This is a genomic window from Geodermatophilus sp. CPCC 205506 (assembly GCF_051383635.1).
GTDB lineage: Bacteria > Actinomycetota > Actinomycetes > Mycobacteriales > Geodermatophilaceae > Geodermatophilus.
Map to the genome: position 1 here is coordinate 82,910 of NZ_JALPKP010000005.1, position 23,959 is coordinate 106,868.

Genomic DNA, 23,959 nt, shown 5'->3' on the forward strand with positions numbered 1-23,959 from the left:
GACGTGACCGAGCTCGCCCACCGTGACACGCACAGAGGCCCCGTCCGCACCGGACGGCAGTTCGCCGAGAACCGGCTCGAGATCGTCGAGCTGATCCGCCGCGCGGCCGTCTACGTGGAGACCGCCGCCGTGCTCGACCGGCGGGCCGGCCGGTGCGCCAGCCCGGCGCTGGCCGACGTCCTGCGCGAGCGGGCCGCCACCCACCGGCGGAACGCCGAGCGGGTCCGCGCCGATCTCGCCTCGCACGGGGTCACGCTCACCGCCGGGAGCCGGCCGTGGCGGTGATCGTCCTGCTGTTGCTCGCCTGGGCGCTGGTGACGGCCGCCTGCGCCCGCTGGTACGCCCGCGCCCTCACCGCCGCCGACGAGGCCTCCCGGCCGCTGGCCCCCGGCCCCGACGGCGACCGCTGCACCCCCTGAGCGCCCCCGCGGCCGGTCCGCGTGCGGCACGCTTCCCGGCATGAGCGAGACCGCGCAGGTCGCCCTGGCCGTCGTCTGCCTGCTGGTGTCGCTGCTGGCCGAGCTGACCGCCCTCGCGCTCCTGATCCGGGAGAGCCGGCGGACCGGTGCCGCGCTGCGCGCCTGGCGGGACCGGTCCGGCGATGCCGGGCTGCTGGTCGACGTGCTCCTGGGCAGCCAGTTCGACCGGGCGAGCGCCCTCGTCCTGCTGGTCGTCGGCGTCCTGACCGGTGCGCTGGGCGGCGTCCTCGTCCTGCTGGTGGCCCGCTGACCGCCGGCCCGGGCCGGACCCGGTGACGCTCCCGTGACGGTCGCGTGACGGCACCGCGCCGAGGATCGCCGCGGATCCGACGAGAGCGGAGGTGCGCCATGTCCGTGGCGGTCTGGCGGGATCTGTGTGCCGTGGCCCCGAGCCCGGAGCTCCGGGAGCGGCTGCGCGAGGAGTTGCGGCAGTTCCGTGCCGACGCCGAGTCGCCGATCCTGCGGCAGCTGACGCTGCCCCGCAGGCCGCGCTGGCCGGGGTTCGACGACGGGACGATCATCCCGGCCGACGAGTTCCCGCTCGGCACGCCGTACAGCGCCATCAGCGGTGCCGCGGCGGAGCGCGCCCCGCTGCGCGGGAAGGTGCGCGTCGTCGTCGTGCTGGTGGACTTCGCCGACCACCCGATGAACGAGACGCCGCAGCACTTCAACGACCTGTTCTTCTCGACCGGCGTGCTGCCGCGCGGGAGCGTCACCGAGTACTTCAAAGAGGTCAGCGGCGGCAAGATCGACCTCGTCGGAGAGGTGGTCGGCCCGTACCGGATGCCGCGGACCCTGGCGTGGTACGCCAACGACAACTTCGGCATCGGCCGGCCGACCGGCACCCCGCGGGCGCAGCACATGGCCCGCGACGCGGCGGTCGCGGCCGACCCGCAGGTGGACTTCAAGCCCTACGACAACGACGGCAACGGCTACGTCGACGCCTTCGTCGTCGTCCACGCCGGGGGCGGCGGCGAGGCCACCGGCGACTCCGGGGACATCTGGTCGCACAAGTGGGTGCTGACGTCGCCGTACCGCACCGACCGCACCCGCATCTACGCCTACCTGACGATCCCCGAGGACGCGAAGATCGGCGTCAGCGCGCACGAGCTCGGCCACCTGCTGTTCGGCCTGCCCGACCTCTACGACACCGACGACACCTCGGAGGGGGCCGGCAACTGGTGCCTCATGGCCGGTGGCTCGTGGAACGGCGGCGGTGACCTGCCGGCGCACCCGTCGGCCTGGTGCAAGCTCAAGCAGGGCTGGGTGGAGGAGGTCAACGTCGAGGACGCGGGGACGATCACGTTCGACGACGTCAAGACCAGCCGCACGGTCCACCGCATGTGGCGGGACGGCACGCGCGGCAAGGAGTACTTCCTCGTGGAGAACCGGCAGCGCACCGGGTACGACGGCCTCATCCCGGCCGGCGGCCTGCTCGTCTGGCACATCGACGACGCCCAGACCACCAACACCGACGAGTTCCACTACATGGTCGGCCTGGTGCAGGCCGACGGGAAGCGGGACCTGGAGCGCAACCGGAACCGCGGCGACGCGGGGGACGTCTACCCGGGCACGAGCGCCAACACCGCGCTGACGCCCACGTCGACGCCGAGCTCCGACTCCTACGCCGGCCAGGACACCGCCGTCTCGATCACCGGCATCTCGACGTCCGGGCCCAGCATGACGGCCACCGTGTCGGTGAGCCCGCCGCCCGCACCCCCGTCGCAGGCACCGAGCGCGGCGGCCGGCGAGGGGCTCGCCGGCGTCCCCACGCCGCGGGCGGACGGCGAGGTGACCAGCGCGCTGGCGAAGCTGAAGTCCGACATCGCCGCCCTCGAACAGCTGGTCGTGTCCGGAGGGACAGGGGCGGACTGAGGACGGTCACCGCGGACGGCGCCGCGACCCGGCGCCGTCCTGACGGTGGCGGGGCGATGACGTGGTCCAGGTCGTCGAGAACCTGACCCGGCTCTCGGGGCCCATCGTGTCCCGGGAGCCGGACCCGCGTCGGGACGGCTGGGACACGGTCGTGGTGCACGTGGAGGACGCCGCTCCGGTGGCCGGCATGGCCGATCTGCTGTCCCGGCGCCGGGGCGAGGACCTCGCGGTGGCCTTCCGCCGCGCGCTGCTGGGCGAGGCCGGGGCCGGTTCGAGGCTCACCTTCCGGGCGCGGTTCGCCCCCGACGGCGCCCTGGCCGAGCCGTACCCCGCCGAGGGCGACCTGCGGGTCGAGTAGGCCGTCTCACCAGTAGCCCCTGGCGCCGTCGAGCTGCTCGCGGAGGACGTCGAGGTGGCCGACGTGCCGGGCGACCTCCTCCAGCACGTGCAGCAGCATCCAGCGCAGGGTCAGCTCGGTGGCGCCGTACTCGGCGTTCCGGCCGCGGTCGTCGAGGTCGGCCGCGGCGACGATCTCGTCGGAGACGGCGCACTGCCGGGCGTACTCGTCGAGCAGCTGCTCCAGCGGGGTGTCGCCGACCTCGAAGTCGGCCGCCTCCACCTCCCCGAACTGCGGGTTGCCGTCGGCCGGGCGGTCGAGGAACAGCACCTCGAACCAGCAGTGCTCCACCCAGCGGAGGTGGGAGACCAGGCCCGCGACGGTCATGGCCGGCGAGGTCGGCAGTAGTGCCCGGCGGGCGTCCTGCTCCGAGAGCCCCTCGCACTTGTACGGGACGATCGCCCGCTGGAGATCGAGCCAGCCGAGCAGCTGGGTGCGCTCGTCGGCCACACCGGGTGGGCGGATCCGTGGAGGGGTCACCCCCGCGGACGGTAGTGCGGGGTGCCCGGGCTCAGCACCGCCTTTCCGCCGGCGTCCTCGGCTACGGCAGCGTGGCCACGAAGTCGCGGGCGCGCTGCAGCCAGCCGGCGAGCGCCTCGTCGGTGACGTAGCCGGCGGGGTCGACCAGGACGAAGGCCGAGAGCCGCTTGCCGCCCAGTTCCATCGGGCCGACGTGCGGCTCCTCGAGGGTGCGGGCCACCGCGTCGGGGCCGACGCGGACCAGGAGCCCGGTGCCGGTGACGCCACAGCACATGCGGCCGTCCACCGAGAAGGACAGTCCCCCGCCGACCATCCGCTTGTCGACGACGTCGCCGTGCGGGGCGAGGAGTCGTCGGACCCGCTCGGCGGTGTCCCGGTCGTAGGCCACGGCTACGCGGGTCCGGCGGCAGAGGGCCTCAGCCGCGGGACGTCGACTCGCACGTCTGTCGATCCTGCCGTCCCCGCTGACCTCCAGGAACATGGATGCCTCACCGACCGATCGTGGGGCCGCGACCTCCTGGCCCCGATGTGGACCGGCACGATGAGGCACCGGAGGTGGACGTGCAGTGGAACAGGTTTCAACTCCCGCCTCCGAACTCGCCTCTGCTCGTGTTCGGGTTCGCGCTCGTCACTGCTGGCCTCGTCGGCGGGGGGCTGGAGGCGGCTGGGGTCGCGATCCCGGTGCTGGAGAGACCACTGGTCCGCCTCGGAGTGGTCTCGCTCGGCGTCGTCGCCGCCGTGGTGAGCTTCCTGATCACCGAGTCCCCAGCGGCGCCGAGGGGGAAGAACATCTCCGCTTTCCCCATCACCGCACGAGAGGTGCGCAAGCTCTGGGACCTCCGCGAACAGGCGGCTCCCGAAGAGCTCAACGGCGAGCAGATCCCAGGGGATGCGGTGGTCCTCACCGATCTCCGGCTGCTGGATGTCAGGGCGGGCGATGAGGTGGACATGTCGTTCGTCTACTCGACGAAGTACTCGGCCTGTGGAGCTTCACTCACCCACCCGAGCGCCGAGTGGGGGAGCTTTCGTGGCGACGACAAGGCCCGACGACTGAGGGTGCACGTCCCGCGGCGAACAAGCGACACGCCACTGAGAGTGGTCAACCAGGTCGCCTACTTCGGCGGCTGGCGACAGCCGACCCAGCAAGACGTCAACACCCAGCTGGACGAGCCCACCGCGGAACTGACTTTTTTGATCGTCTTCCCCCTCGACCGCAGGTGTACCAGCGTCTACGGGGAGGTGCGTGAGAAGCAGAAGAACGAGTGGGAGCCCGTTGCCGCCGACGATGGGCCGACACGCTTGGAGGACGGGGGCCTCGTCTACTGGCGACCGAGCCTCGACCCGGACGTCGATCGGTCCATCGGACGCCGGTTCAGGATCGTGTTCCAGTGGTGAGCGACCGTCCGAGAGCCATCACGATGGTCCGCTCATTCCTCCGGGGGAACGCTCAGGTCATGACGCGGCCATGCGACGACCGACTCCACCCGTCGGCACCGCCCACCGACACGGCACCGGAGCATCCAGGAATGACAGCGAGCCAGGTTCAATGGGTACAGCCCGCGGCCTTCATTGCTGGGGCAGTTGCCATATTCGGTTGGTTTGTCGCCTACTCTCTTCGCTCTCACGAATCGCAGCGGGAGAACCGGCGAGCGACGTACGCGAAGGTCCTCGGTCCCACTGCGGAGTGCTTGTCCAGTCTGCGCCAGGCTCGCGACGAGGATCGCCCGACGTGGGTGGCTGACAGGCGAAGCGGTTTCGACGAATCCCTGGTCCGACTCATCGCTGCCGTTGGCGAGGTCGACCTGATCCGCAAGAGCAAAGTCTCATGGACGGCCTTGGAGCTGTGGCGAACGCTGTCGGACGCACGAGCACTGGCCGACATCAAACACATCGACAAGCAGGAAGACGTGGAGATCTTCCGACACGACGCGAACGGCTACCACGAGCGGGGCCGGCAGGCGCGGGAGGACTTCCTGCTCATGGCGGGCCGCTCGCTGGAAGCATGGCCTCTACGCCGATGGCGAGACATGCGTTCAACTCATCGCAAGCAGAAGGTAGCGGACATCCGCTCGAGCGCGCGAGCGGCGGAAAGGCGCTCGAGCGACGGCTGAGCGGTTGCAGTTCGATTGGGGTCATCCATCACCCGCTGCTTATGGTCGCAGCCCGCGGCGGGCCCTCGGTCACACACCTTCGGGGGCCGACGTGGGACCAGCAACAACGAGCCTCACCATCGTCGCCCCCAGCCCGCCGTCGAGCGTTCCCGCAGGAACGCGGTCAAGGCAGCTGGCTTGGCGACGTTCCCGCGGGAACGCCGTGGCGTCGGGCCATGCGCTGGACTGCTTGCGTACGGTGCTCCCCGACCAGAGAGTGGACGAGTCGATCGCGGACGAGGGAGACGGAACCGTCGTCCACGCGTGACGCCGGACGGCCGTGGCCAGTCCGCTCGCCACGGTTGAGGTCTGTCCCCGACTTCGGCGAGGGTGCCCCTCACGGGAGACCGAGGGCGCCCCACCGTCGACAACGGAATGCAGCGGCGCGGCCGGCACCCGCAGCGGTCTGCACGATGCCCCGACCGGCGCGACGGCGGGCCGTCATCCAGCAGGTACCGCACCGCCACCCGGCCTTCGGCTGACATCCTGCAGGAGGCGACAACCGACAGGAGACCCGATGACCGGCGGATTCAACTTCCCGAAGCCGGAGTTCGACATCGAAGCGACCGTCGAGCGTGCGATGGCGCTGATCAACCGGACTCTCCAGCCGTCCCTCGAGGAGGCGCAGAAGGTCGTCGACAAGGTCCGAGCGAGCAAGCCCCTGGTCGCGCCGGGGGAGCTGGTGAGCCAGGTGACGCGCGGGAACCGGATCAGGGCGGCGCGAGCGGTCTCCTACTCGCTGCCGTCGATCGTGCCGGGTGTGGGAACGGCGATCTCGGCAGCCGCGATCCCGGTCGCGTTGAGGGAGGTCCTGAAGGAGTCGGTCAGTGCGGCAATCAAGGTGGGACTGCTCCACGACCGGGACCTCACCGACCCCGAACTCACCCGCATCGCCGTCCTCCTGGTGCTCACGGAGGGAGCGGTCAAGCTCGACAGGACCGGCCGGATCCGTCCCGACGCCATCCTGGGACCCCACGCGTCGCTGTTGGCAGGGGCCGCTGCGTTCGACGCCCTGGTGGCCCTGCCGGCGGAGGAGCGGCAGGAGATCGCCGCTTCGGAGTCGGAGATCCTCCGGGCATGGGCGCTGGCGATCGGACCGCCCCTGCTGGCCGGGCTGCTGCCCTTCGGCTTGGGGCCCATGGCCGCCGCGAACTACATGCAGTACGTGCTGAAGGGCACGATCACGGCCGCCTCGCGGGTCTTCGGGCCCGCTGATCCCGTGCCGGTGACCGTCGAAGCGATCCCGGAGCGTGAGGTCCGGCAGGGCGCCCCCGAGTCCTGAGCCGAGAGGGCCTCGCGGGACGCCGTTCGCACGGCCAGGCGCTGACCGCATGAGTGGTTCAGCGAAGCGCGACGGATGAGTCGGCCTGCACGCCGGACTCCGTGCGGACCGACAGGTCGCTGTCGGGCGGTCGATCGCTGCCCGCCGTGCTTCGAGGAGGGCTGACCGCTACGTGGACGTCAGGGCCGTTTCAGTGGCCAGGCGGATCGCGTCGTAGCAGTTGCAGGCGCGGGCCTCCAGGCGCGGCCGGTCGATGATGGTGATCCTGCCGCGGACGTACGTGAGGCAGCCGTCCTCGGCCAGTGACTGGGCGACCTCGCTCACCGAGGTGCGGCGCACCGCGAGCATCTGGGCGAGGAAGTGCTGGGTCAGCTCGAAGGTGGGGCTGTCCATCCGGTCGGCGGTCATGAGCAGCCAGCGGGCGGCGCGCTGGCGCACGACGTGAACCCGGTTGCAGGCGGCGTTGCGCGCAACCTGGGTGAACAGTGCCTGGGCCGAGCGGCGCAGCATGTCGGTCAGCGGGCCGTCGACGTCGGCGAGGTGCGCCTTGAGGTCTGCAGCGGCCATGGACAGCGCCTCGCCGGGCACCTGGACCAACGCTCGTTCCGTCGGGATGCCTGCACCGAGGACCAGCGGGATGCCGACCATGCCTTCTCGGCCGATCGTGGCGGTCTCCACGACCAGGTCGACGCCGAGGTCGGCGACGATCGAGACGACGCCGACGAGCGGGAAGTGCACGGCCTCGATGGCCTCCCCCGGCTCGTGCAGCACGACTCCCGAGAGGAGCGGCGTCGGCCGCAGCGCCGGCAACAGTCTGGCCAGCGTCGCCGGGCCGAGGCCGGCGAGCACGGTGTTGCGGCGCGCGGTGAGCGGGTCGATCTGCACGGGTTCCTCCGATGCCGGCGTCGGCGTGCCGCGACCGGCCGGCGGGTGGTGGTCCCTCGTCGAGGTCGGTGCGCGTGGCGGAGGCTGCTCCTGCGTGCGGGGCGATCCCATCGTCGCCGACGGGGTCGATACCTGCCCGGTGGGCGAGGTCCGCCCTGCGCAGTCAATGTCGGGTACCGTGCTCAACGCCGTCGTTCGTTCCCGCAGTCGTGGTGCAGCAGGTCCGTCGGCGCAGCCCACTCAAGACGAGGGTGGGGCCCGTCCGCGAGACGGGCGCGCGACCTGCTCCTCGGCAGGCAGTGGTCGAGGTCGCCAGGCCGCAGGGCGTGAGGAGCGGCGCTGGTGACCGATCGCACCGACAGTCAGAGCGTGCCGCAGACCCGGGCGGCCCTCGACGAGCTCGGCCGGCTGCTCTTGTCGAACCAGACCCCGCAGTCGGTACTGCAACGCGTTGTCGAGCTGGTCCAGCAGGCGATGCCTGCGGGCGCCGAGGTGTCGATCACGCTCATGCGCGGCGAGCAGCCCGCCACTGCCGCTTTCACCGGATCACTGGCCGGCGACCTCGACGAGAGCCAGTACGCGCGCGGTCACGGTCCCTGCCTGGAGGCTGCCCTCGGCGGTCACGTGGTCGAGATCCCCGACGGCCGCACCGAGGACCGATGGCCGGACTACCTGCCGACCTTCCTCGAGCGCGGCGCGCTGAGCTCGATGGCCGCGCCCGTGCCGGCGGCGCACCTGGCCGCGGGACTGAACGTGTACGCGCGCGTGGCCGAGGCGTTCACCGCCGACGACCGGGCTGCACTTGCCGCGTTCGCCGCCTATGCCGGCGCTGCGTTGACCAACCTGGACGCGCTGCAGGATGCCCGGGACCTCGCTGACAACCTGGAGAAGGCGATGGAGTCCCGGTCGGTCATCGAGCAGGCCAAGGGTGTGCTGATCGAACGGTTCAAGCTCACCGCTGACCAGGCCTTCCGACTGCTGGCGGACGCCTCGATGAACACCAACCGCAAGGTGCGCGACGTCGCCGACCACCTGGTGCTCACCGGAGAACTCGACCGCACCCCCGCGACTCACCGCCCGCCGCGCGCACGAGACACCTGACCGGGCAGCCCGCACCGCTGGAGGGAGCCGCCATGCCAGACCCCGCTCCGCACGTGCCGGACACGGCACCGCCCGGACCCGACGAACTGGCATCGGCACTGACCCAGATGGCGGGCCTGGTCCTCTCCCGGGAGACCGTCGACACTGCCCTTGCACTCGTCACCACGCTTGCCGCGACCACCACTGCAGGCACCCTGGGTGCCGGGGTCACCGTCGTCGACGAGCACGGCAAGCGGTCGCGCGCAGCGTCCAACGCTGCCGTCGAACAGGCTGACGTGCTCCAGTACGAGCTGGACGAAGGACCCTGCCTGACCGCCTGGCGGACCGGGGAGCTGGTGCGGATCGATGACACCGCCACCGACGGTCGGTGGCCGCAGTGGAACGAGGCGGTCAGTCGGATGGGTGTTCGCTCGGTGCTGAGCACACCGCTGATCGTGGGCGCGGAATCGATCGGCGCGATGAAGGTCTACTGCGAGCGGCCGCAGAACTACGGACCCCAGGACGAGCACGTCATGCGCCTGCTCGCCGCACAAGCCGCGATCCTGCTGGCCAACTCCCAGAGCCTCCAGGAGGCCCGCCGGCTCAGTCGGCAGCTGGCTGATGCGCTGGCCAGTCGGGACGCCGTCGCCCGGGCCACCGGCGTGCTGCTCGCCCGGGGCGCCGCCAGCGAGCAGGACGCCTTCGCCAGGCTCTCCGACGCCGCCCGGCAGGCCGGCCACCCTGTCCACGACGTGGCCCGTGCCCTCCTGGCGGCGGTGGCCGCTCGCAACGCCCGCTCCGCCGGTGCCTGACCGCCACGACCATGACCATCGATGAGCGCCACCGGCACATGGACAGCGCGCGGGTTCGGGCCGAGCTGAGTGTGCGGGACATGTGGTTGCGCTACCTGGCGCTGGGCGGCACCGGCGACGCCTTCGACCTCGACGGCTATCTCCAGGGCCTGGTGCCGCTCGAGGGGCTCCAGCAGGACGTCCTCGCCCAGGCCCTCAACGAGGCACTCGCGGACCGCTACCGGGCCGACTGCGTTCCGCTGTCGACACCGCCGCTGAGGGATGTGATCGACGAACGGCTCGACCGCGTCATCGAGGAGATGCTCGGCGAACGTCCGTCGTCTCCGCGAGTGGATTCCGACCGAGGAAGGCCGGGCACGGAGAGCAGCTAACGGCCGGGCGGACAGGCGGTCCGGCAGCCACTGCTCGACTGCCGGACCTCGGCCGCCAGCACGGGGGTCCGTGCGCGACCACGGCGATGCCATCCGCGGTCTCGACTGCTGAGGCCATTGGTCGTCCGGGTGTGGAGAACGTGGGGAGGTCTGCGTCCCGTCGTGCGGACTTCCCGCCTCTCGGTCGGTCGGTCGTGCGGTCGCGCAGACGAGGTGGGCCCACACGCGCTTGCGGCCGACTTCCTCCACCCAGCCGTGGCCGTCGCTGAGCCGGGCCACCAGAGAGAGCCCGAGGCCCCCGAGGGCGGCGTCGCGCCCTTCGGCCGGGATCGGTGGCCGGTCGGGCGCGGCGTCACTCACCTCCACCAGCCAGCCGGTCGCGGTGATCGTGACGGCCACGTGGGCGGGTGGGCTGCCGTGCCGCAGCGCGTTGGAACCCAGCTCCTCGAACGCCAGCAGCAGCCAGGAGACGTCGTCATCGTCGGCGCAGGACGGCGAGAACCCGGCGGCCACAGCGCCGCGCAGCCGCCTGCGCAGGACGGCGAGGTCGATCGGTGTCTCAGGGCTCCCCGTCCACGCCGACGGAGGATCCGTGGCCGGGGCCGGTGGTGGCTGCTGGCCGTCTTCTCGACCGGTCCATCTGCTACGGCGGGCGCGTCCAAGGTACCCGCGGTCGCCGCCGGCGGGACACCGACCGCTGCTTCCAGGGAGGCCGCCGTCGGCGGCGTCCGCGGCCGAGTTGCGGACCCTGGGCGGACTGTCGCCCCCGCTGACTACATGAGCTCTGGTCAGAGGGGCGGGCGACGGACGAGTCGGCCTGTACGCCGGGTTCTGTCCACGGGTGCCTTGCGGCCTCCCGATGGGCGGTCATCCATCTAGGCCTGCCGTTGCCGGCAGGCTCGAGCGGTCCACCCGCAGGCATCGGGCGGGCAGCCCTCGAACGCCTGCGCAGGACGGCGGTCGCCCGCCGTCCCTCTCGACCTTGCTCCGGGTGGGGTTTACCGAGCCACACCGGTCACCCGGTGTGCGGTGGTCTCTTACACCGCCGTTTCACCCTTACCAGCGCGAGCGCTGGCGGTCTGTTCTCTGTGGCACTGTCCCGCGGGTCGCCCCGGGTCGCCGTTAGCGACCACCCTGCCCTGTGGAGCCCGGACGTTCCTCGGCGGCGGGGTCTCCCCCGCCGACGCGACCGCCCAGCCGACTCGTCCGTCGTGCCCACAGTCTAGAACGCGGTGAGGACACGGCCCACCGCCGCCGCTCAGCCCCAGTACAGGTTGAAGCCGACCCGCCGGCCGCCGTCCTCGGCCAGCGTGCCCATGTCGATGACCTGACGCGCCTGCTCCTCGACCGGGTCCTTCGACAACAGCTCCAGGTACCGGCGGTGCTCGCACAGCGAGGCGACCGCGGCGTCCACGTGCTCGGCGACGTCGAGCACGTGCGCCGGATCGGTCATCTCCTGGACGGCGATGTACTGCACACCGCGCCACGGCTCCTCGGTCAGCTCCGGGAAGATCCACTCGTTCCCCGCGTCGGCGACCGCGTCCAGCACACCCTGGCCCAGCGCCCGGTGGTCGGCGGAGTTCACGTAGGACGGCGATACCCCGGGTGGCGACCACGTGGCGCCGAAGTACCCGGTGACGACGAGCTCCGGCCGGTGCCGGCGGATGGCCCCCGCCAGGGCCCGGCGCAGGTCCAGCCCCTCCACCAGCTGGCCGTCGCGCAGCCCGAGGAACTCCACCTCGGTGACGCCGACGACGGCGGCGGACCTCCGCTCCTCCTCCTCGCGCAGCGGGCCGGCCTCCTCCGGCGGCACCCCCGCCATGCCCGCCTCGCCGCGGGTGGCCAGCAGGTAGTGCACGTCCTTGCCGGACGACGTCCAGGCGGCCACCGCGGCAGCCAGGCCGTACTCGATGTCGTCCGGGTGCGCCGCGACGACGAGGGCTCGCTGCCAGTCGGCGGGCATGGGCTGGGTCGGCATGGCGGCAGTGTGCCGTCAGCCGACCGTCGGCCGGTAGGTCAGCAGCGTGATCCCGGCACGGAACTCCTCCGCGCCCACCCGCCGCAGCCGGACGTCGACGCCGTCGGGGAACAGCCGTCGCCCCCGTCCCAGCACCCGCGGGTGGACCAGCAGCCGGAACTCGTCCACCAGCCCCCCGCGGATCAGCGCGTGGCACAGGGTGATGCTGCCGGTCACGCCGACCTCGCCGTCGTGCGATGCCCGCAGCACGCGCACCTCCTCGACGGGGTCCCCGGGCAGCACCCGCGTGTTCTCCCAGCCCGGGTCGGTCAGCGTGCGGGAGACGACGTACTTCCGGACCTCGTCGAGGTGCCGGGTGATCCCCGTCGTGTCGGTCTGCGCCGGCCAGAGGCCGCGCATGTCCTCGAACGTCCGCCGCCCCAGGAGGAAGCCGGTCTGGGCGGCCATCTGCTGCTGGATCACCGCCAGCACGTCGGAGGTGTCCTCGTCGTCGCCCTGCGGGTCGAACCACCCGTCGAGCGCCTCGATGACGCCGTCCAGCGTGCAGTTCTGCGTGACGACCAGCTGTCCCATGCCAGGACGACCCGGCGGGGGCCGGGAACTCATCGGCTGCGCCACCATGGCGCCGTGGTCGACGACGTGGACCGGACCCACCTCCGCCGGTGCGTGGAGCTCGCCCGCGCCGCGCTGGACGCGGGCGACGAGCCGTTCGGGTCGGTGCTCGTGGACGCCGCCGGCCGGGTGCGCTTCGAGGACACCAACCACGTCGCCGGCGGCGACGCCACCCGGCACCCCGAGTTCGCGATCGCGCGGTGGTCCACCGAGCACCTCACCCCCGCGGAGCGGGCGGCGGCGACCGTCTACACGTCCGGGGAGCACTGCCCCATGTGCGCGGCCGCGCACGCCTGGGTGGGCCTGGGGCGGATCGTCTACGCCAGCTCCTCGGCCCAGCTGAGCGGCTGGCTGGCCGAGCTGGGGGTGCCGCCGGGACCGGTGCGTCCGCTGCCGATCGGCGACGTCGTCCGCGGCATCGTTCCCGAGGGGCCCGTCGCCGGGCTGGACGAGGAGGTGCACGAGCTGCACCGCCGGTTCCACGGTCGCTAGCGCGCGGCGACCGCCAGCAGCACCTCGGTCAGCTCACGGGGCGCGCTGACCATCGGATCGTGCCCGGTGGCGAGCTCGACCAGCTCCCAGCCCGGCTGGGTGCGCACCAGCTCCCGGGAGGGGTCGATGGTGCGCAACGCCGGCGCGGTGCAGTCGACGAAGGTCCGCGGCCGGGCCGCCCAGCGGTCGGCGTCGAAGTCGAGCGGGTCGTCGTAGACGCCGCCGGGTTGCGGGGTCTGCCGCCGCGCCACCCACTCCGCGTCGGCGCCGGTGAGGCCGAACACCCCGGGCGGCGGGGGCGGGATGGTGCCGGTCCGCTCGATCGCCGCGCGCCGCGCCTGCCGGACGTCCGGCGGGTTGCGCGTCGACCAGCACTCCCCCGGAGCCGGGACGACGGCGTCGACGTACACCAGCCGGCCGACCGCACCGCCCAGCCGGTCGGCCGCGCCGGTCGCCACCACGCCGCCGTAGCTGTGCCCCACCAGCACCGCGTCCCGGCACTCCTCCGCCCGGACCGCGGCGACCACGTCCTCGACGTGGGTGGCGAGCGTGATGTCCGGCGCGAGCTGGTGCGCCCGGTCCCCCAGCCCGGTCAACGTCACGGCGAGGACCCGGTGCCCGGCCGCCCACAGCTGCGGCAGCACGCGCCGCCAGCACCACGCGCCGTGCCAGGCCCCGGGCACCAGGACGATGTCGGCCACGGCGGTCACCGCCCCCCGCCCACGAGCAGGACGCATCGCACCAGCGGCGTCCTTCCCGGTGACTCCACGCCGCCACCGTAGGCTCGCCGCTCGTGTCCGCCCTCGACCTGGCCGTCGCCGCGGGCGTCGCCCTCGTCGCCGGCGTGATCAACTCCGTCGCCGGCGGCGGCTCGCTGATCCTCTTCCCGACCCTCGTCGCCCTCGGCCTGGGCACGGTGGCCGCGAACGTGACCAACTCGATCGCCCAGTGGCCCGGCTACCTCGGCGGGGTCCTCGGCTTCCGCCGCGAGTACGCCGGCCAGCGCGGGCGGCTGCTGCGCTTCGGCCTGGTCGCCCTCCTCGGCGGGACGGCGGGCAGCGTCCTGCTGCTCACCACGCCGAGCGCGGCCTTCGACGTCGTCGTCCCGGTGCTGGTCCTGCTGGCCAGCCTGCTGCTGGCGGTGCAGCCGCTGCTCACCCGGCGGCTCCGGACGACCGAGGACGGCGGCCCGCGCCGGGACCCGGCCTGGCTGTACGTCGCGCTGTTCCTGGCCACCGTGTACGGCGGCTACTTCGGCGGCGCGCTCGGCGTGATCCTGGTCGGCGTCCTCGGGGTGGGGCTGCACCGGCTGAAGCTGGCCAACGCGCTGAAGTCCGCGCTGTCGGCGGTCACCGCCACCGTCACCCTCGTCGTCTTCGGCATCTGGGGGCCGGTCGACTGGCTGGTCGTCGCCGTCGCCGCCCCGGCCAGCCTGCTCGGCGGGTTCCTCGGTGCCCGCATCGCCCGCCGCATCCCCGCCACCCCGCTGCGGGTGTTCATCGTCGTCTTCGGGGTCGCGGTGTCGGCCTACCTGTTCACGCGCATCTGACCTGGCCCCATCGGGTGGACCGCCCCCCGGCGAGCGGTACTGCCGGTGGTGTGACCCCGGCCACCCAGTGTGGTCGGTGGGACGGACGGGTCCACACCGCCGCGGACACGCGCCCGCGGACGCCCGGATCGGCGCCGGAGCTGCCTACCGTCGACCCATGCGCGAGAACCGACTCTCCCCGGTCCGGACCGCCGGCGACTGCCCCACCGCCCGGGTCCAGCGGCTGCACCTGATCGCCGCCGCCCGTGCCGCGGCCGTGCAGCCGACGTCGCCGCAGCAGGTCGCCGACATCGTGCGGGTCACCGTCGACGACGAGGTGGACACCGGCACGTTCACGGCGATCGTCGCCGACATCTCCTCCGACGTCCTGCGCTGAACCCTGGCGGTTTCCACGGAAACCGACGGGTTCACTCCCCGCCGCGGCCGGGCTCCCCGATGGCGATCATCGCCTCGACCGCCCGGCGGGCCCGCGCCGCGGTCTCCGGGTCGACGTCGACGGCCCCCTCGCCGGTGCGGAGCGTCCGCAGCAGCTTGGCCGGCGTGATCATCTTCATGTAGCGGCAGGCGGCGCGGTCGTTCATCGGGATGAACGCGGTGCCGCTGTTCAGGCCGCGCAGCTGGTGCAGGATGCCCACCTCGGTGGCCACGAGCACCTCGCGCGACTGCGTCCGCGCCGCCTCCTCGACCATGCCGCCGGTGGACAGCACGCGGGTGCGGTCGGCCGGCACGTCGCCGTGGCTCACCAGGTCGAGCACCGAGGTCGTGCACCCGCACTCGGGGTGCACGAGGATCTCGGCGTTCGGGTGGGCGGCGATCTGCGCGCGGACGTCGGCCGGGCTGATCCCGGCGTGCACGTGGCACTCCCCCGCCCAGATGTGGATGTTCTCCCGCCCGGTGACCCGCTTGACGTGCGCGCCGAGGAACTGGTCGGGGCAGAAGAGGATCTCCTTGTCGGCCGGGATCGACCGGACGACGTCGGCGGCGTTGGACGACGTGCAGCAGATGTCGGTCTCCGCCTTCACCGCCGCGGTGGTGTTCACGTAGCTGACGACGACGGCTCCCGGGTACTGGGCCTTCCACTCGCGCAGCTGCTCGGCGGTGATCGAGTCGGCCAGCGAGCAGCCGGCGGCGTGGTCGGGCAGCAGCACGGTCTTGCCCGGCGAGAGGATCTTCGCCGTCTCGGCCATGAAGTGGACACCGCAGAAGACGATCTCCCGGGCGTCGGTCTGCGCGGCGACGCGGGAGAGGTAGAGCGAGTCGCCGGTGAAGTGCGCGACGTCCTGGATCTCCGGGACCTGGTAGTTGTGCGCCAGGATCACCGCGCCGCGCTGCGCGGCCAGCTCGCGGACCTCCGCGGCCCAGGTCTCGTACTCGGCGGCCGACAGGGTGCGCTCGTCACCGACGACGGCGGACGTGGCGGGCGCGATGGTGGCGGTCACGGATCTCCTCGGGTCGGGCGTGCGGCCCCATGATCTCCCGCGCCGGCGGTCTGCCGGGTGTGGCGTGGGGCACTCCCTACAACGCCGTCCCCGCGGCCGCCCTTCCCGCAGGACCATGGACCCTCGACCGCCGACCGGGGCGGTGCTGCGATCCCGGCATGGTGACCCTGACCTCCCGCGTGGTCGTCCCCGCTCCGGTCGAGGCGACCGCGGCGCTCGTCCTGGACCTGACCCGGGACCGGGAGTGGCGGCCGGCGGTGGTCAGCATGCAGGTGGACCCGCCGGGCCCGGCACGGGTCGGGCAGCGCGCCGTCGAACGACTCCGCTTCGCCGGGCTGACCTTCGTCACGCCGACCGAGGTGGTCGAGGCCGGTCCCACCTCGCTCGGCTTCGAGGGGGGCACCCGCCAGATGACCGTGCGGGGACGGCGGACGGTGGAGCCGCGGCCCGACGGGGGCTCCCTGGTCACCGAGGAGCTCACCGTGCTGCCCCACGGCCTGTTCCGCCTGGTCAACCCGCTGCTGACCCCGGGGTACCGGTGGCTGCAGGACGCCGACGTCGCCCGCATCCCCGCCGCCGTCGCCGCCCAGCGCGTCTGAGGGCCACCGCCGGCGTCAGCGGCGGACGTCGTAGACGAGGTGGGTGACCCGCCGCCCCTGGACGATGCGGGGGTCCTCGAGGAGCACCTCGGGCGGGCCACCGGAGCCGAAGTACGGCCGCCCCGAACCGAGGACGACCGGCACGAGGTTGACCACGACCTGGTCGATGAGGCCCTCACGGAGCGCCTGGCCGCCGATGTCCCCCGCGGTGACCGAGACGTCCCGGTCCCCGGCGTACGCCTTGGCCTGCTCGATCGCGCTGCGGACGCCGTCGGTGACGAAGGTGAAGGGCGCGGTGCCGAGGTGCGGCCAGTCGTCCGGGACCTCGTGGGTGACCACGAAGGCGTGCTCGCCGTTGGGCGGCACGCCCTCCCAGCCGTTGGTGACGTCGAACAGGTGGCGGCCGACCACGCCCGCGACCATCCGCGGTGTCATGGACCGCAGGAAGTCGGCGGTCTCCGCGGTGACGTGGAAGACGCGCGACTCGTCGGTGAAGGTCATGGCGACGTCGCCGTTGCCGTACCAGTCGAACAGCGGCCCCACCGAGTCGTCCTCGCGGGCGATGTACCCGTCGAGGGACACCGCCGCGAAGAGGATCGCCCTGCCCATGTCGCCCGCCTCCCCTGGTCGCCTGTCGTGCAGGGGAGACGGCCGGGGCACGGTCAACTCATCGGGTGAGGACTAGCGCAGGTGGCTCGTGTCGTTGACCAGCCGGACCGACGCGCGCCCGTCGGAGCTCCACGCCACCGTGCAGAACGACGCGGCTTCCAGGAACACCCGGTGGACGACGTCGTCGGCCACGTCCAGCCCGGCGGCCAGCAGCAGCTTGATCGGTGTCACGTGGCTGACGACGAGCACCGTGCGGCCGGCGTGCTCGCGCAGGATGCGGGCGCGGGCCCGGCCGACCCGCACGCTGACGTCGGCCACCGACTCCCCGCCGGGTGCGGCCACGGTGACGTCGCCGATGAACCGGCGCGTGGCCAGCGGGTGCTGCGCCCGCGCCTCCTCGGCGGTCAGGCCCTCGAGCCGGCCGAAGTCGAGCTCGACGAGGTCCTCGTCGTACTCGACGGGCAGCCCGAGCTCGGCGGCCACGGCCTCGGCGGTCTCCCGGGCCCGGCGGATCGGCGAGGCGACGACGACCTCGATGCCGAGCTCCGCGGCCCGCTTGGCCGCGGCCGTGACCTCCGCCCGGCCGGTGGCCGACAGCGGCAGGTCGTTACGGCCGCTGTAACGACGCTCGGGCGTGTGCTCGGTGCGGCCGTGCCGCAGCAGATGGGTCACCGTGGTGACGGTGGGCGCCGGCTGGGCCACCGGCTGGACGTCGTCCTCGGTCGTGGCCGGCTCGGCGGCCAGGTCGCGGCGGACCGGCCGCCCGTCCATGGCGCTGTTGGCCAGGGCGTCCGCGGCGCCGTTCTGCGCCCGCGGCACCCAGGTGTAGCGGACCCCGCCCAGCTGCCGGGCGATCGCCTTGGCCTGCAGCGCGAGCTTCTGCATGTCGGGGTGCTTGATCTTCCAGCGACCCGACATCTGCTCGACGACGAGCTTGGAGTCCATCCGTACCTCGACCTCGGCGCCCGGGTCGAGGTCGAGGGCGGCCTGCAGCCCGGCGACCAGGCCGCCGTACTCCGCGACGTTGTTCGTGGCCCGCCCGACGGACTCCGCCCGCTCGGCGAGCACCCGCCCGGTCGTCGCGTCGCGGACCAGGGCGCCGTACCCGGCCGGGCCCGGGTTGCCCCGCGAGCCGCCGTCCGCCTCGACGATGAACCGCCGCGTCACAGCGTTCCCCGTTCGACTCCGCGCTCGATCCGCTCCTCGGTCGCTGGCGCTCCCTGCGATGCTCCCTCGCGCGTCGTCTTCACAGCCCGGACTCAGCCGTGCGCACCAGGATCCGGCCGCAGTTGTCGCAGCGGACCACCTCGTGGGGGTCGGCGTTCCGGACGGCGGCCAGCTCCTTGCCGAACAGCTCGATGCGGCAGCCCTGGCACTGGCGCGCCTTGAGCATCGCCGCCCCCGTACCGCCGGTGTGGCTGCGGATCCGCTCGTACAGGGCCAGCAGGTCGGCCGGGACGGTGGCGACGGCCTCCTGCCGGGCCTTCTCGTGCTGGGTGGTGGCGTCGGCGATGTCGGCCAGGGCGTCGTCGCGGAGCTGCTCGGCGCGCTCCTTGTCCGCCTGTGCCCGGCCGTGGCCCTCCTGCGCCGCGCCCAGGGTCGCCTCCGCGGTCTCGAGCTGCTCCATGAGCTCGAGCTCCTGGTCCTCCAGGTCGGACTGGCGGCGGGCCAGTGACTGCAGCTCGTGCTGCAGTTCGGTCATCTGCTTGGCCGCGACGCTGCCGGAGTCCAGCTGCCTCTGGTCCTTGGCCGCGCGCTGCCGGACGGTGTCGACGTCCGCCTCCAGCCGCTTGACCTCCCGCTGCAGGTCGCGCACCTCGGTCTCGGCGCGGACCACCTGCGCGGCGAGGTCGCGTTCGGCCTCCGCCGCGGTCTCGACGGCGGCCAACTCCGGCAGCGTGCGCCGGCGGTGCGCCAGCTGGGCCAGCGCGACGTCCTCGGCGGCAACGGCCAGGAGCTTCTGCTGGTCGAAGTGGTCGGCCTTCACCCGCTCAACCTACCTGCGGGGCGGCCGCTCCCCCGGCGCTCCACGTCCACGGGTCGGTGCGCCGCTCGGACACCCGCACCTCGACCCGGCCGTCCAGGTCCCGGCGCAGGACGTCGGCGGCCACGGGCAGCCAGGGCCACTCGGAGGCGAAGTGCGCGACGTCGCACACCGCGGGCCCGGGGACCTCCTGGGCCTCCGACACGGGGTGGTGGCGGAGGTCGCTGGTCAGCAGCACGTCGGCGCCGGCCGCCGCGGCGGCGGGGAGGAGCGAACCGCCGCTGCCGCCGCAGACCGCCACGGTCTCGATCCGGCGTCCGGGGTCCCCCGCCACCCGGACGCCGCCCACCGTGGCGGGCAGGCTCCCGGCGACCAGGTCCGCGAACTGGCGCAGGGTCAGCGGCGCGGGCAGCCGGCCGATCCGGCCGAGCCCGGCACGCGGGTCCCCGGCGGCCGGCAGGAGGGGCGTGGTGCCGGTGAGACCCAGCGCGGCGGCCAGGGCGTCGTTGACGCCGTTGCCGGGAGCGCGGTCGGCGTTGGTGTGCGCGACGAAGAGCCCGGCGCGGGCCCGGATGAGCCGGTGCACGACGCGGCCCTTCGGGTCGTCGGCCGGCACGGCGGAGACCGGCGTGAGCAGCAGCGGGTGGTGGGTGACCAGCAGCTGGGCCCCGGCCTCGAGGACCTCGTCGACCACGGCGGAGACCGGGTCGACGGCGAACAGCACGCGCTGCACCGGCTCGCCCGGGTCGCCGCAGACCAGGCCGACGGCGTCCCAGTCCTCGGCGAGCGTGGGGTCGTAGCGGGCCTCGAGGGCGGCGACGACCTCCCCCAGGGTCACGGTCACCCGCCGGACTGTAGGTCAGCCCGTGAGCCGGTCCACCCGGGCCTCCCCCTCCGGACTCTCCGCGCCGGAAGGCCGGGACGACGGCGGACTTCCGGCGCGGAAAGTCCGTAGCGACGGCGGGTCAGACGGGTGAGCGGGAGTCGACCGGCGACCGCGGGACCGGGATGAGGCGCGTCGTCCCCGACGGCCACCGGCGGGAACCGACCAGCACGTGCGCCATCACCGTCGGCGCCATCAGGCTCGCCGGCGGCGCCTCCAGGTGGGCGACCCGGAGGAACGCCGTCCCCACCGCGGGATCGAGCGCGGCCGCCCGGTGCACCCTGCCGATGTACCCGTTGACCACCCGCGTCCGGCGGTCCAGCGGCCCCCGCACGCCCGGGATGCGCAGGTCCCCGCCGACGGCGATCTCCCACGGGACGTCGACGACCGGCTCGATCGCGCGCCAGAACGCCCGGGGCAGCGCGGGCCCGTCCACCCCGCGGCGCAGGACGTCGCGCAGCGCCAGGGCCTCCAGGCAGGCCACGGTCATCCCCTGGCCGTAGACCGGGTCGAAGCTGCAGACCGCGTCGCCGGTCACGAGGAGGCCCTCCGGCGGCCGCGCCAGCCGCTCGTAGCGCCGCCGGACGGACGCCGGGAAGCGGAACCGCCGCGGCTCGGTGATCGGCTCCGCCGAGGCGATCACCTCGTGCAGCATCGGCGAGGGCAGGGTCGCGGCGTATGCATCGAAGCCGTCGGGGTCGATCGGCGGACGGTCCCCCAGGTAGCCGCCCAGGGCGCAGATCCACCGGTCGCCCTCCTGCGCGAGCAGGAAGCCGGCGCGCGGGTTGCCCGGCGTGGCCGCGATGACGATCCCCCTGTCGCCGTCGAGCTGGCCCGGCTCGCGCCGGTACCACCGGGTGGAGTAGGCGACGTCCACTTCGACCCGCTCCTCCTCCGGCGGCTCGGCGCCGAGCGCGGCCAGCCAGTCGGGTGCGCGCGACGTCCGCCCGGACGCGTCGACGACGAGGTCGGCGTCCCACCGCCGGCTCTCCCGGTCCGCCGGGTCCCGGCGGTCCACCGCGGCGACGCCGCGCACTCGGCCGTGGTCGTCGGACACGAGACCCCGGACGTCCACCCGGTCGAACAGCTCGATGCGGGGGTCGGCCAGGGTCCGGCGCCGCACCTCCCGCTCGAGGAGTGGCCGGCTGATCAGGATCCCCTGCATGCCGGAGCGGCCGCGGGCGATGGTGTAGCCGTCGTTGACCCAGCGGAACTGCTCCTGGACGTCGGCCACCAGGCCGCCGCGGGCCACGAGCTCGTCGATCAGGCCGGGGAACAGCTCCTCGAGCCCGCGCAGGCCCGCGGCCAGCAGCCCGTGCGCGTGCGCGCTCTGCGGCACACCGCCTCGCGGTACGGCGTCCTCCGGCAGCGTGTCCGAATCGAGCACGGTGACCCGGCCGAACCGCTCGGCGAGGACCCGGGCCGCCAGCAGCCCGGCCATGCTCGCGCCGACGACGACGGCGGCGCCGTCCCGGCCGGTGGAGGAAACGGTGGTCATCACTACCTCCCGGTCGCGCGCCGCCCGGTGCGGCGGCCGCTCGGCCGAGCGTGGCGGCGGGGAGGCCGGAACTGATGCGTAGGACTACGCGCCGGGCTACCCGTCCGCGCGGGCCAGGCCCAGCTCCGCCATCCGGCGGGCGGCGGCCGTCCGCGAGCGGACGCCGAGCTTCCGGTAGGCCGAGCCGAGGTGCCCGCCGACCGTGCGCTTGCTGAGGAACAGCGTCCGCGCGACCTCGGCGTCGCTGCACCCGCGGGCGACCAGCCGCAGCACCTCCAGCTCCCGGGCGCTCAGCGGCTCGGGCAGCGCCCCGGGTGCCGGACCGGCCGCCGCCAGCTCCACCACCTGGTCGGCCAGCCGCGCCCCGGCCGCGCCGCGCCGCCCCGCCACCACCGCGACCGCCGCCCGCAGCTCGGCGGCCCCGGCGTCCCGGCCCAGCGCCGAGAGGACGGCCGCGCAGACGCGGGCCACCTCGACGACGCGCAGGCCGTCACCGAGCTCGGCGAAACCGGTCGCGGCGCGGGCGCACGACCGCGCCGCCTCCTCCGGCTGCTCCGCCGCGAGGTGCCACTGCGCGTCGTGCAGCGCCCACCGGGCCACGCCCCAGCGGTCGTGGACCTCCTCGCTGGTCCGCTCCGCCTCGCGGAGCGCGGCCGCGGCGTCGCGCAGCCGCCCGGTCCGGAGCAGGGCGACGGCGGACATGCCGGTCGCCCGTCCCACGGCCCACCGGTCCCCGGCCACGACGAACAGCGCCCGGGCCTCGGTCAGGAGGCGCGCGGCCGTCTCCGGGTCGTGCTCGGCGAGGGCCAGCAGGCCGTGCCAGTACGTCGCCCCGCCCAGCGTCCAGTCGTCGCCGGCGGCCCGGGCCCGCGCGGCGCTGGCCTCCACCAGCTCCCGGCACTCGGCCAGGCACTCCGGCTCCCCGAGCACGGCGGTGTCCAGGCAGACGGCGGCCAGCCGGTGCAGCACGATCGAGGCGTCGGCGTCGTCACCCAGGTCGTCGTAGAGCCCGAGCGCCTCGGTGAGCGCCGCCCGGGCCTCATACGGGTCGTCCTGGTGGCGGGCCAGCCAGCCCAGCGCGTGCAGCAGCTCCGCGCGGTCGGCCGTCGTCCCGGCGCCGGTGGCCAGCGCCGCCCGGGTCCAGGTCAGCCCCTCCGGGAACCGGCCCAGCCGCCACCACGCCCACCACTGCACCACCACGAGGTCGACCAGCAGCTCCTCCTCCCCGGGGGTCCGACGGGCCCAGCTCAGCGCGGCCCGCAGGTCCGGGCTGCGCGCGTCGAGGTGGTCCAGGGCCTCGCGTTGCGCCGAGGGACCGGCCGGTCCCCGCACCGCAGCCCCGAGCCGGCGGGCGAGCGCGAGGTGGGCGCCGGCGTGCCGCCGTGCGGTCTCCTCCAGCTCGCCGGCCTCCGCCAGCCGTTGCGCGGCGTACTGGCGCACCGGCTCGAGCAGCCGGTAGCCGCGCCGCGACGGGTCGGGCAACGAGCGGACCAGGTAGCGCCGGACCAGGGAGTCGAGCACCGCGCCGGCGTCCTTCCCCGGGTCGCCGGCGACGGCGGCCGCGACGTCCCGGTCGAAGGGGCCGGCGAACACCGCCAGGCGGCGGAACAGCACCCGCTCGTCGGCGTCGAGCAGGTCGTGGCTCCAGGCGAGGGTCGCGTGCAGGGTGCGCTGCCGGGCGGGCACGCCCTGCCGGTCGTCGACGAGCACCCGGAAGGCGTCGTCCAGCTGCTCGTCGAGCTCGGCCGGGGCCACCACCGCCGTCCGGGCCGCGGCCAGCTCCACCGCCAGGGGCATGCCGTCGAGCCGGCGCACCAGCCGCGCCACGGCCGCGAGGTCGCCGGGGCCCAGCGCCGCGCCCGCCGCGGCGGCCCGGTCCAGGAACAGCTCGACGGCCGGTGCGGCCGACACCGCCTCCGCCGCGGTCGCCGGCTCCGGGGGCACGCCCAGCGGCGGGACCTCCCACACGTGCTCGCCGGCGACCCGGAGCGCCTGCCGGCTGGTGGCCAGCACCCGCAGGCCGGGGCACTCGGGCAGCAGGGCGAGGAGCAGCTCGGCGATCTCGTCGGCCAGGTGCTCGCAGTTGTCCGCGACGACGAGGACCTCGCGGTTCCCGAGCGCGCCGGCCAGCGCCTCGGCGTCGGCCCGGCTGTGCTGCAGCCCGAGCGTGGTGGCGAGAGACGGCGCCACGAACGCCGCCTCGCGCAACGGCGCCAGCGGCCACCAGGCGACCGGCGTGCCGGCGTCGCGCTCGCGGGACGCCGCGGCCAGGGCCAGCCGGGTCTTGCCGCACCCCCCGGCGCCCACCAGCGTCACCAGCCGGGCCCGGCCCAGCAGGCCGGCCACGGTGTCCAGGTCGGCGGACCGGCCCACGAGCGAGGTCAGCGGAACGGGCAGCGCGGTGGTGCCGCCGTGCCCCGCGGCCCTCCCCCGCGCCGCGGTGGCCGCCGGCGCCTGCCCAGGCACCCGTCCAGCGTGCCCGTCCCGGCGCCCGGGGCCAAGCGG

The 23,959-nt window shown here is 74.0% G+C and carries 28 protein-coding genes, 1 other RNA gene and 1 pseudogene; 15 read left to right on the forward strand and 15 right to left on the reverse strand.

Going from position 1 to position 23,959, the window contains the following annotated elements; all coding sequences use genetic code 11:
• The first annotated feature begins 3 nt into the window (after positions 1–3).
• The 5 genes from MY520_RS04420 (at position 4) to MY520_RS04440 (ending at position 2,712) form a co-directional block, all read left to right on the forward strand.
• Complete coding sequence (locus MY520_RS04420) at positions 4–285, forward strand: hypothetical protein (protein ID WP_436690482.1); 282 nt, start codon at positions 4–6, stop codon at positions 283–285.
• Positions 276–419: a hypothetical protein gene (locus MY520_RS04425; protein ID WP_436690484.1), complete on the forward strand. Its 144-nt coding sequence runs from the start codon at positions 276–278 to the stop codon at positions 417–419. Before MY520_RS04420 ends, MY520_RS04425 begins: the two co-directional genes overlap by 10 nt.
• 40 nt (positions 420–459) lie before the next feature.
• Positions 460–729 carry a hypothetical protein gene (locus MY520_RS04430; RefSeq protein ID WP_436690486.1) on the forward strand — a complete coding sequence of 90 codons (270 nt, stop codon included), beginning with the start codon at positions 460–462 and terminating at the stop codon, positions 727–729.
• A gap of 131 nt (positions 730–860) precedes the next feature.
• Entirely contained in the window at positions 861–2,354 is a 1,494-nt protein-coding gene (locus tag MY520_RS04435; RefSeq protein ID WP_436690488.1) for a M6 family metalloprotease domain-containing protein, read from the forward strand.
• A 61-nt stretch (positions 2,355–2,415) separates the two neighbouring features.
• A complete protein-coding gene (locus MY520_RS04440; RefSeq protein WP_436690490.1) occupies positions 2,416–2,712 on the forward strand; it encodes a hypothetical protein in 297 nt (98 codons plus the stop codon).
• A gap of 6 nt (positions 2,713–2,718) precedes the next feature.
• On the opposite strand, the gene MY520_RS04445 is transcribed toward MY520_RS04440, so the two are convergent.
• Together MY520_RS04445 and MY520_RS04450 are read right to left on the reverse strand one after the other, a co-directional pair.
• Complete coding sequence (locus MY520_RS04445; protein WP_436690492.1) at positions 2,719–3,231, reverse strand: DinB family protein; 513 nt, start codon at positions 3,229–3,231, stop codon at positions 2,719–2,721.
• Positions 3,232–3,292: 61 nt separating this feature from the next.
• On the reverse strand, positions 3,293–3,619 hold the full coding sequence (locus tag MY520_RS04450) for a TfoX/Sxy family protein (protein WP_436690494.1): 327 nt from the start codon (positions 3,617–3,619) through the stop codon (positions 3,293–3,295).
• A gap of 167 nt (positions 3,620–3,786) precedes the next feature.
• On the opposite strand from MY520_RS04450, the gene MY520_RS04455 reads away from it, so the two are divergent.
• The 3 genes from MY520_RS04455 to MY520_RS04465 all read left to right on the forward strand — a co-directional run bounded on the left by MY520_RS04455 (position 3,787) and on the right by MY520_RS04465 (position 6,663).
• A complete protein-coding gene (locus MY520_RS04455) occupies positions 3,787–4,626 on the forward strand; it encodes a hypothetical protein (protein WP_436690496.1) in 840 nt (279 codons plus the stop codon).
• Between the two features lie 293 nt (positions 4,627–4,919).
• Positions 4,920–5,342, forward strand: a complete 423-nt coding sequence (locus MY520_RS04460; protein WP_436690498.1) for a hypothetical protein — start codon at positions 4,920–4,922, stop codon at positions 5,340–5,342.
• Positions 5,343–5,898: 556 nt separating this feature from the next.
• Positions 5,899–6,663, forward strand: coding sequence for a hypothetical protein (locus MY520_RS04465; protein ID WP_436690500.1), 765 nt, complete (start codon positions 5,899–5,901; stop codon positions 6,661–6,663).
• A 168-nt stretch (positions 6,664–6,831) separates the two neighbouring features.
• Here MY520_RS04465 and MY520_RS04470 read toward each other — a convergent pair whose 3' ends face one another.
• Positions 6,832–7,548 (reverse strand): Crp/Fnr family transcriptional regulator, encoded by a 717-nt coding sequence (locus tag MY520_RS04470; protein ID WP_436690502.1) that lies wholly within the window; start codon positions 7,546–7,548, stop codon positions 6,832–6,834.
• Positions 7,549–7,890: 342 nt separating this feature from the next.
• On the opposite strand from MY520_RS04470, the gene MY520_RS04475 reads away from it, so the two are divergent.
• From MY520_RS04475 to MY520_RS04485, 3 genes are read left to right on the forward strand one after another with little or no spacing between them, the layout of a single operon-like run.
• Positions 7,891–8,649, forward strand: coding sequence for an ANTAR domain-containing protein (locus MY520_RS04475; protein ID WP_436690504.1), 759 nt, complete (start codon positions 7,891–7,893; stop codon positions 8,647–8,649).
• Between the two features lie 32 nt (positions 8,650–8,681).
• Complete coding sequence (locus MY520_RS04480; protein ID WP_436690506.1) at positions 8,682–9,440, forward strand: GAF and ANTAR domain-containing protein; 759 nt, start codon at positions 8,682–8,684, stop codon at positions 9,438–9,440.
• Positions 9,441–9,451: 11 nt separating this feature from the next.
• Positions 9,452–9,811 (forward strand): hypothetical protein, encoded by a 360-nt coding sequence (locus MY520_RS04485; RefSeq protein ID WP_436690508.1) that lies wholly within the window; start codon positions 9,452–9,454, stop codon positions 9,809–9,811.
• Between the two features lie 261 nt (positions 9,812–10,072).
• On the opposite strand, the pseudogene MY520_RS04490 reads toward MY520_RS04485, so the two are convergent.
• The 4 genes and pseudogenes from MY520_RS04490 to MY520_RS04505 form a co-directional block, all read right to left on the reverse strand.
• Positions 10,073–10,324, reverse strand: a pseudogene (locus MY520_RS04490) (ATP-binding protein); the annotation flags it as partial.
• Between the two features lie 291 nt (positions 10,325–10,615).
• An RNA gene (gene rnpB, locus MY520_RS04495) (RNase P RNA component class A) lies at positions 10,616–11,016 on the reverse strand.
• Positions 11,017–11,069: 53 nt separating this feature from the next.
• Positions 11,070–11,789: a PIG-L deacetylase family protein gene (locus tag MY520_RS04500; RefSeq protein WP_436690510.1), complete on the reverse strand. Its 720-nt coding sequence runs from the start codon at positions 11,787–11,789 to the stop codon at positions 11,070–11,072.
• A gap of 15 nt (positions 11,790–11,804) precedes the next feature.
• Positions 11,805–12,362, reverse strand: a complete 558-nt coding sequence (locus MY520_RS04505; RefSeq protein ID WP_436690512.1) for a dihydrofolate reductase family protein — start codon at positions 12,360–12,362, stop codon at positions 11,805–11,807.
• A 54-nt stretch (positions 12,363–12,416) separates the two neighbouring features.
• Here MY520_RS04505 and MY520_RS04510 point away from each other — a divergent pair, with 54 nt between their 5' ends.
• Positions 12,417–12,893 (forward strand): nucleoside deaminase, encoded by a 477-nt coding sequence (locus tag MY520_RS04510; RefSeq protein ID WP_436690514.1) that lies wholly within the window; start codon positions 12,417–12,419, stop codon positions 12,891–12,893.
• Here the strand turns inward: MY520_RS04510 and MY520_RS04515 are convergent.
• Positions 12,890–13,594: an alpha/beta fold hydrolase gene (locus MY520_RS04515; protein WP_436690516.1), complete on the reverse strand. Its 705-nt coding sequence runs from the start codon at positions 13,592–13,594 to the stop codon at positions 12,890–12,892. The two genes, MY520_RS04510 and MY520_RS04515, sit on opposite strands and share 4 nt — an antisense overlap.
• A gap of 92 nt (positions 13,595–13,686) precedes the next feature.
• Between MY520_RS04515 and MY520_RS04520 the strand changes: the two genes are divergently transcribed.
• Both MY520_RS04520 and MY520_RS04525 read left to right on the forward strand, forming a co-directional pair.
• On the forward strand, positions 13,687–14,442 hold the full coding sequence (locus tag MY520_RS04520) for a sulfite exporter TauE/SafE family protein (RefSeq protein WP_436690518.1): 756 nt from the start codon (positions 13,687–13,689) through the stop codon (positions 14,440–14,442).
• 157 nt (positions 14,443–14,599) lie between these two features.
• Positions 14,600–14,818 carry a hypothetical protein gene (locus MY520_RS04525; RefSeq protein WP_436690520.1) on the forward strand — a complete coding sequence of 73 codons (219 nt, stop codon included), beginning with the start codon at positions 14,600–14,602 and terminating at the stop codon, positions 14,816–14,818.
• A 31-nt stretch (positions 14,819–14,849) separates the two neighbouring features.
• Here MY520_RS04525 and nadA read toward each other — a convergent pair whose 3' ends face one another.
• On the reverse strand, positions 14,850–15,881 hold the full coding sequence (gene nadA, locus MY520_RS04530) for a quinolinate synthase NadA (protein WP_436690522.1): 1,032 nt from the start codon (positions 15,879–15,881) through the stop codon (positions 14,850–14,852).
• A gap of 158 nt (positions 15,882–16,039) precedes the next feature.
• On the opposite strand from nadA, the gene MY520_RS04535 reads away from it, so the two are divergent.
• Positions 16,040–16,480, forward strand: coding sequence for an SRPBCC family protein (locus tag MY520_RS04535; protein WP_436690524.1), 441 nt, complete (start codon positions 16,040–16,042; stop codon positions 16,478–16,480).
• A 15-nt stretch (positions 16,481–16,495) separates the two neighbouring features.
• Here the strand turns inward: MY520_RS04535 and MY520_RS04540 are convergent, their stop codons facing one another.
• From MY520_RS04540 to MY520_RS04565, 6 genes are all read right to left on the reverse strand, one after another.
• Positions 16,496–17,089 (reverse strand): dihydrofolate reductase family protein, encoded by a 594-nt coding sequence (locus MY520_RS04540; protein ID WP_436690526.1) that lies wholly within the window; start codon positions 17,087–17,089, stop codon positions 16,496–16,498.
• A gap of 72 nt (positions 17,090–17,161) precedes the next feature.
• A complete protein-coding gene (locus MY520_RS04545) occupies positions 17,162–18,256 on the reverse strand; it encodes a bifunctional RNase H/acid phosphatase (RefSeq protein WP_436690528.1) in 1,095 nt (364 codons plus the stop codon).
• A 79-nt stretch (positions 18,257–18,335) separates the two neighbouring features.
• Positions 18,336–19,076: a zinc ribbon domain-containing protein gene (locus MY520_RS04550; protein ID WP_436690530.1), complete on the reverse strand. Its 741-nt coding sequence runs from the start codon at positions 19,074–19,076 to the stop codon at positions 18,336–18,338.
• A 4-nt stretch (positions 19,077–19,080) separates the two neighbouring features.
• On the reverse strand, positions 19,081–19,917 hold the full coding sequence (locus tag MY520_RS04555; protein ID WP_436690532.1) for a Nif3-like dinuclear metal center hexameric protein: 837 nt from the start codon (positions 19,915–19,917) through the stop codon (positions 19,081–19,083).
• A gap of 121 nt (positions 19,918–20,038) precedes the next feature.
• The gene (locus tag MY520_RS04560) at positions 20,039–21,454 is read right to left on the reverse strand and encodes an FAD-dependent oxidoreductase (RefSeq protein ID WP_436690534.1); all 1,416 of its coding nucleotides are present in this window, start codon (positions 21,452–21,454) and stop codon (positions 20,039–20,041) included.
• Between the two features lie 96 nt (positions 21,455–21,550).
• Entirely contained in the window at positions 21,551–23,920 is a 2,370-nt protein-coding gene (locus tag MY520_RS04565) for an ATP-binding protein (protein WP_436690536.1), read from the reverse strand.
• Positions 23,921–23,959 lie beyond the last annotated feature (39 nt).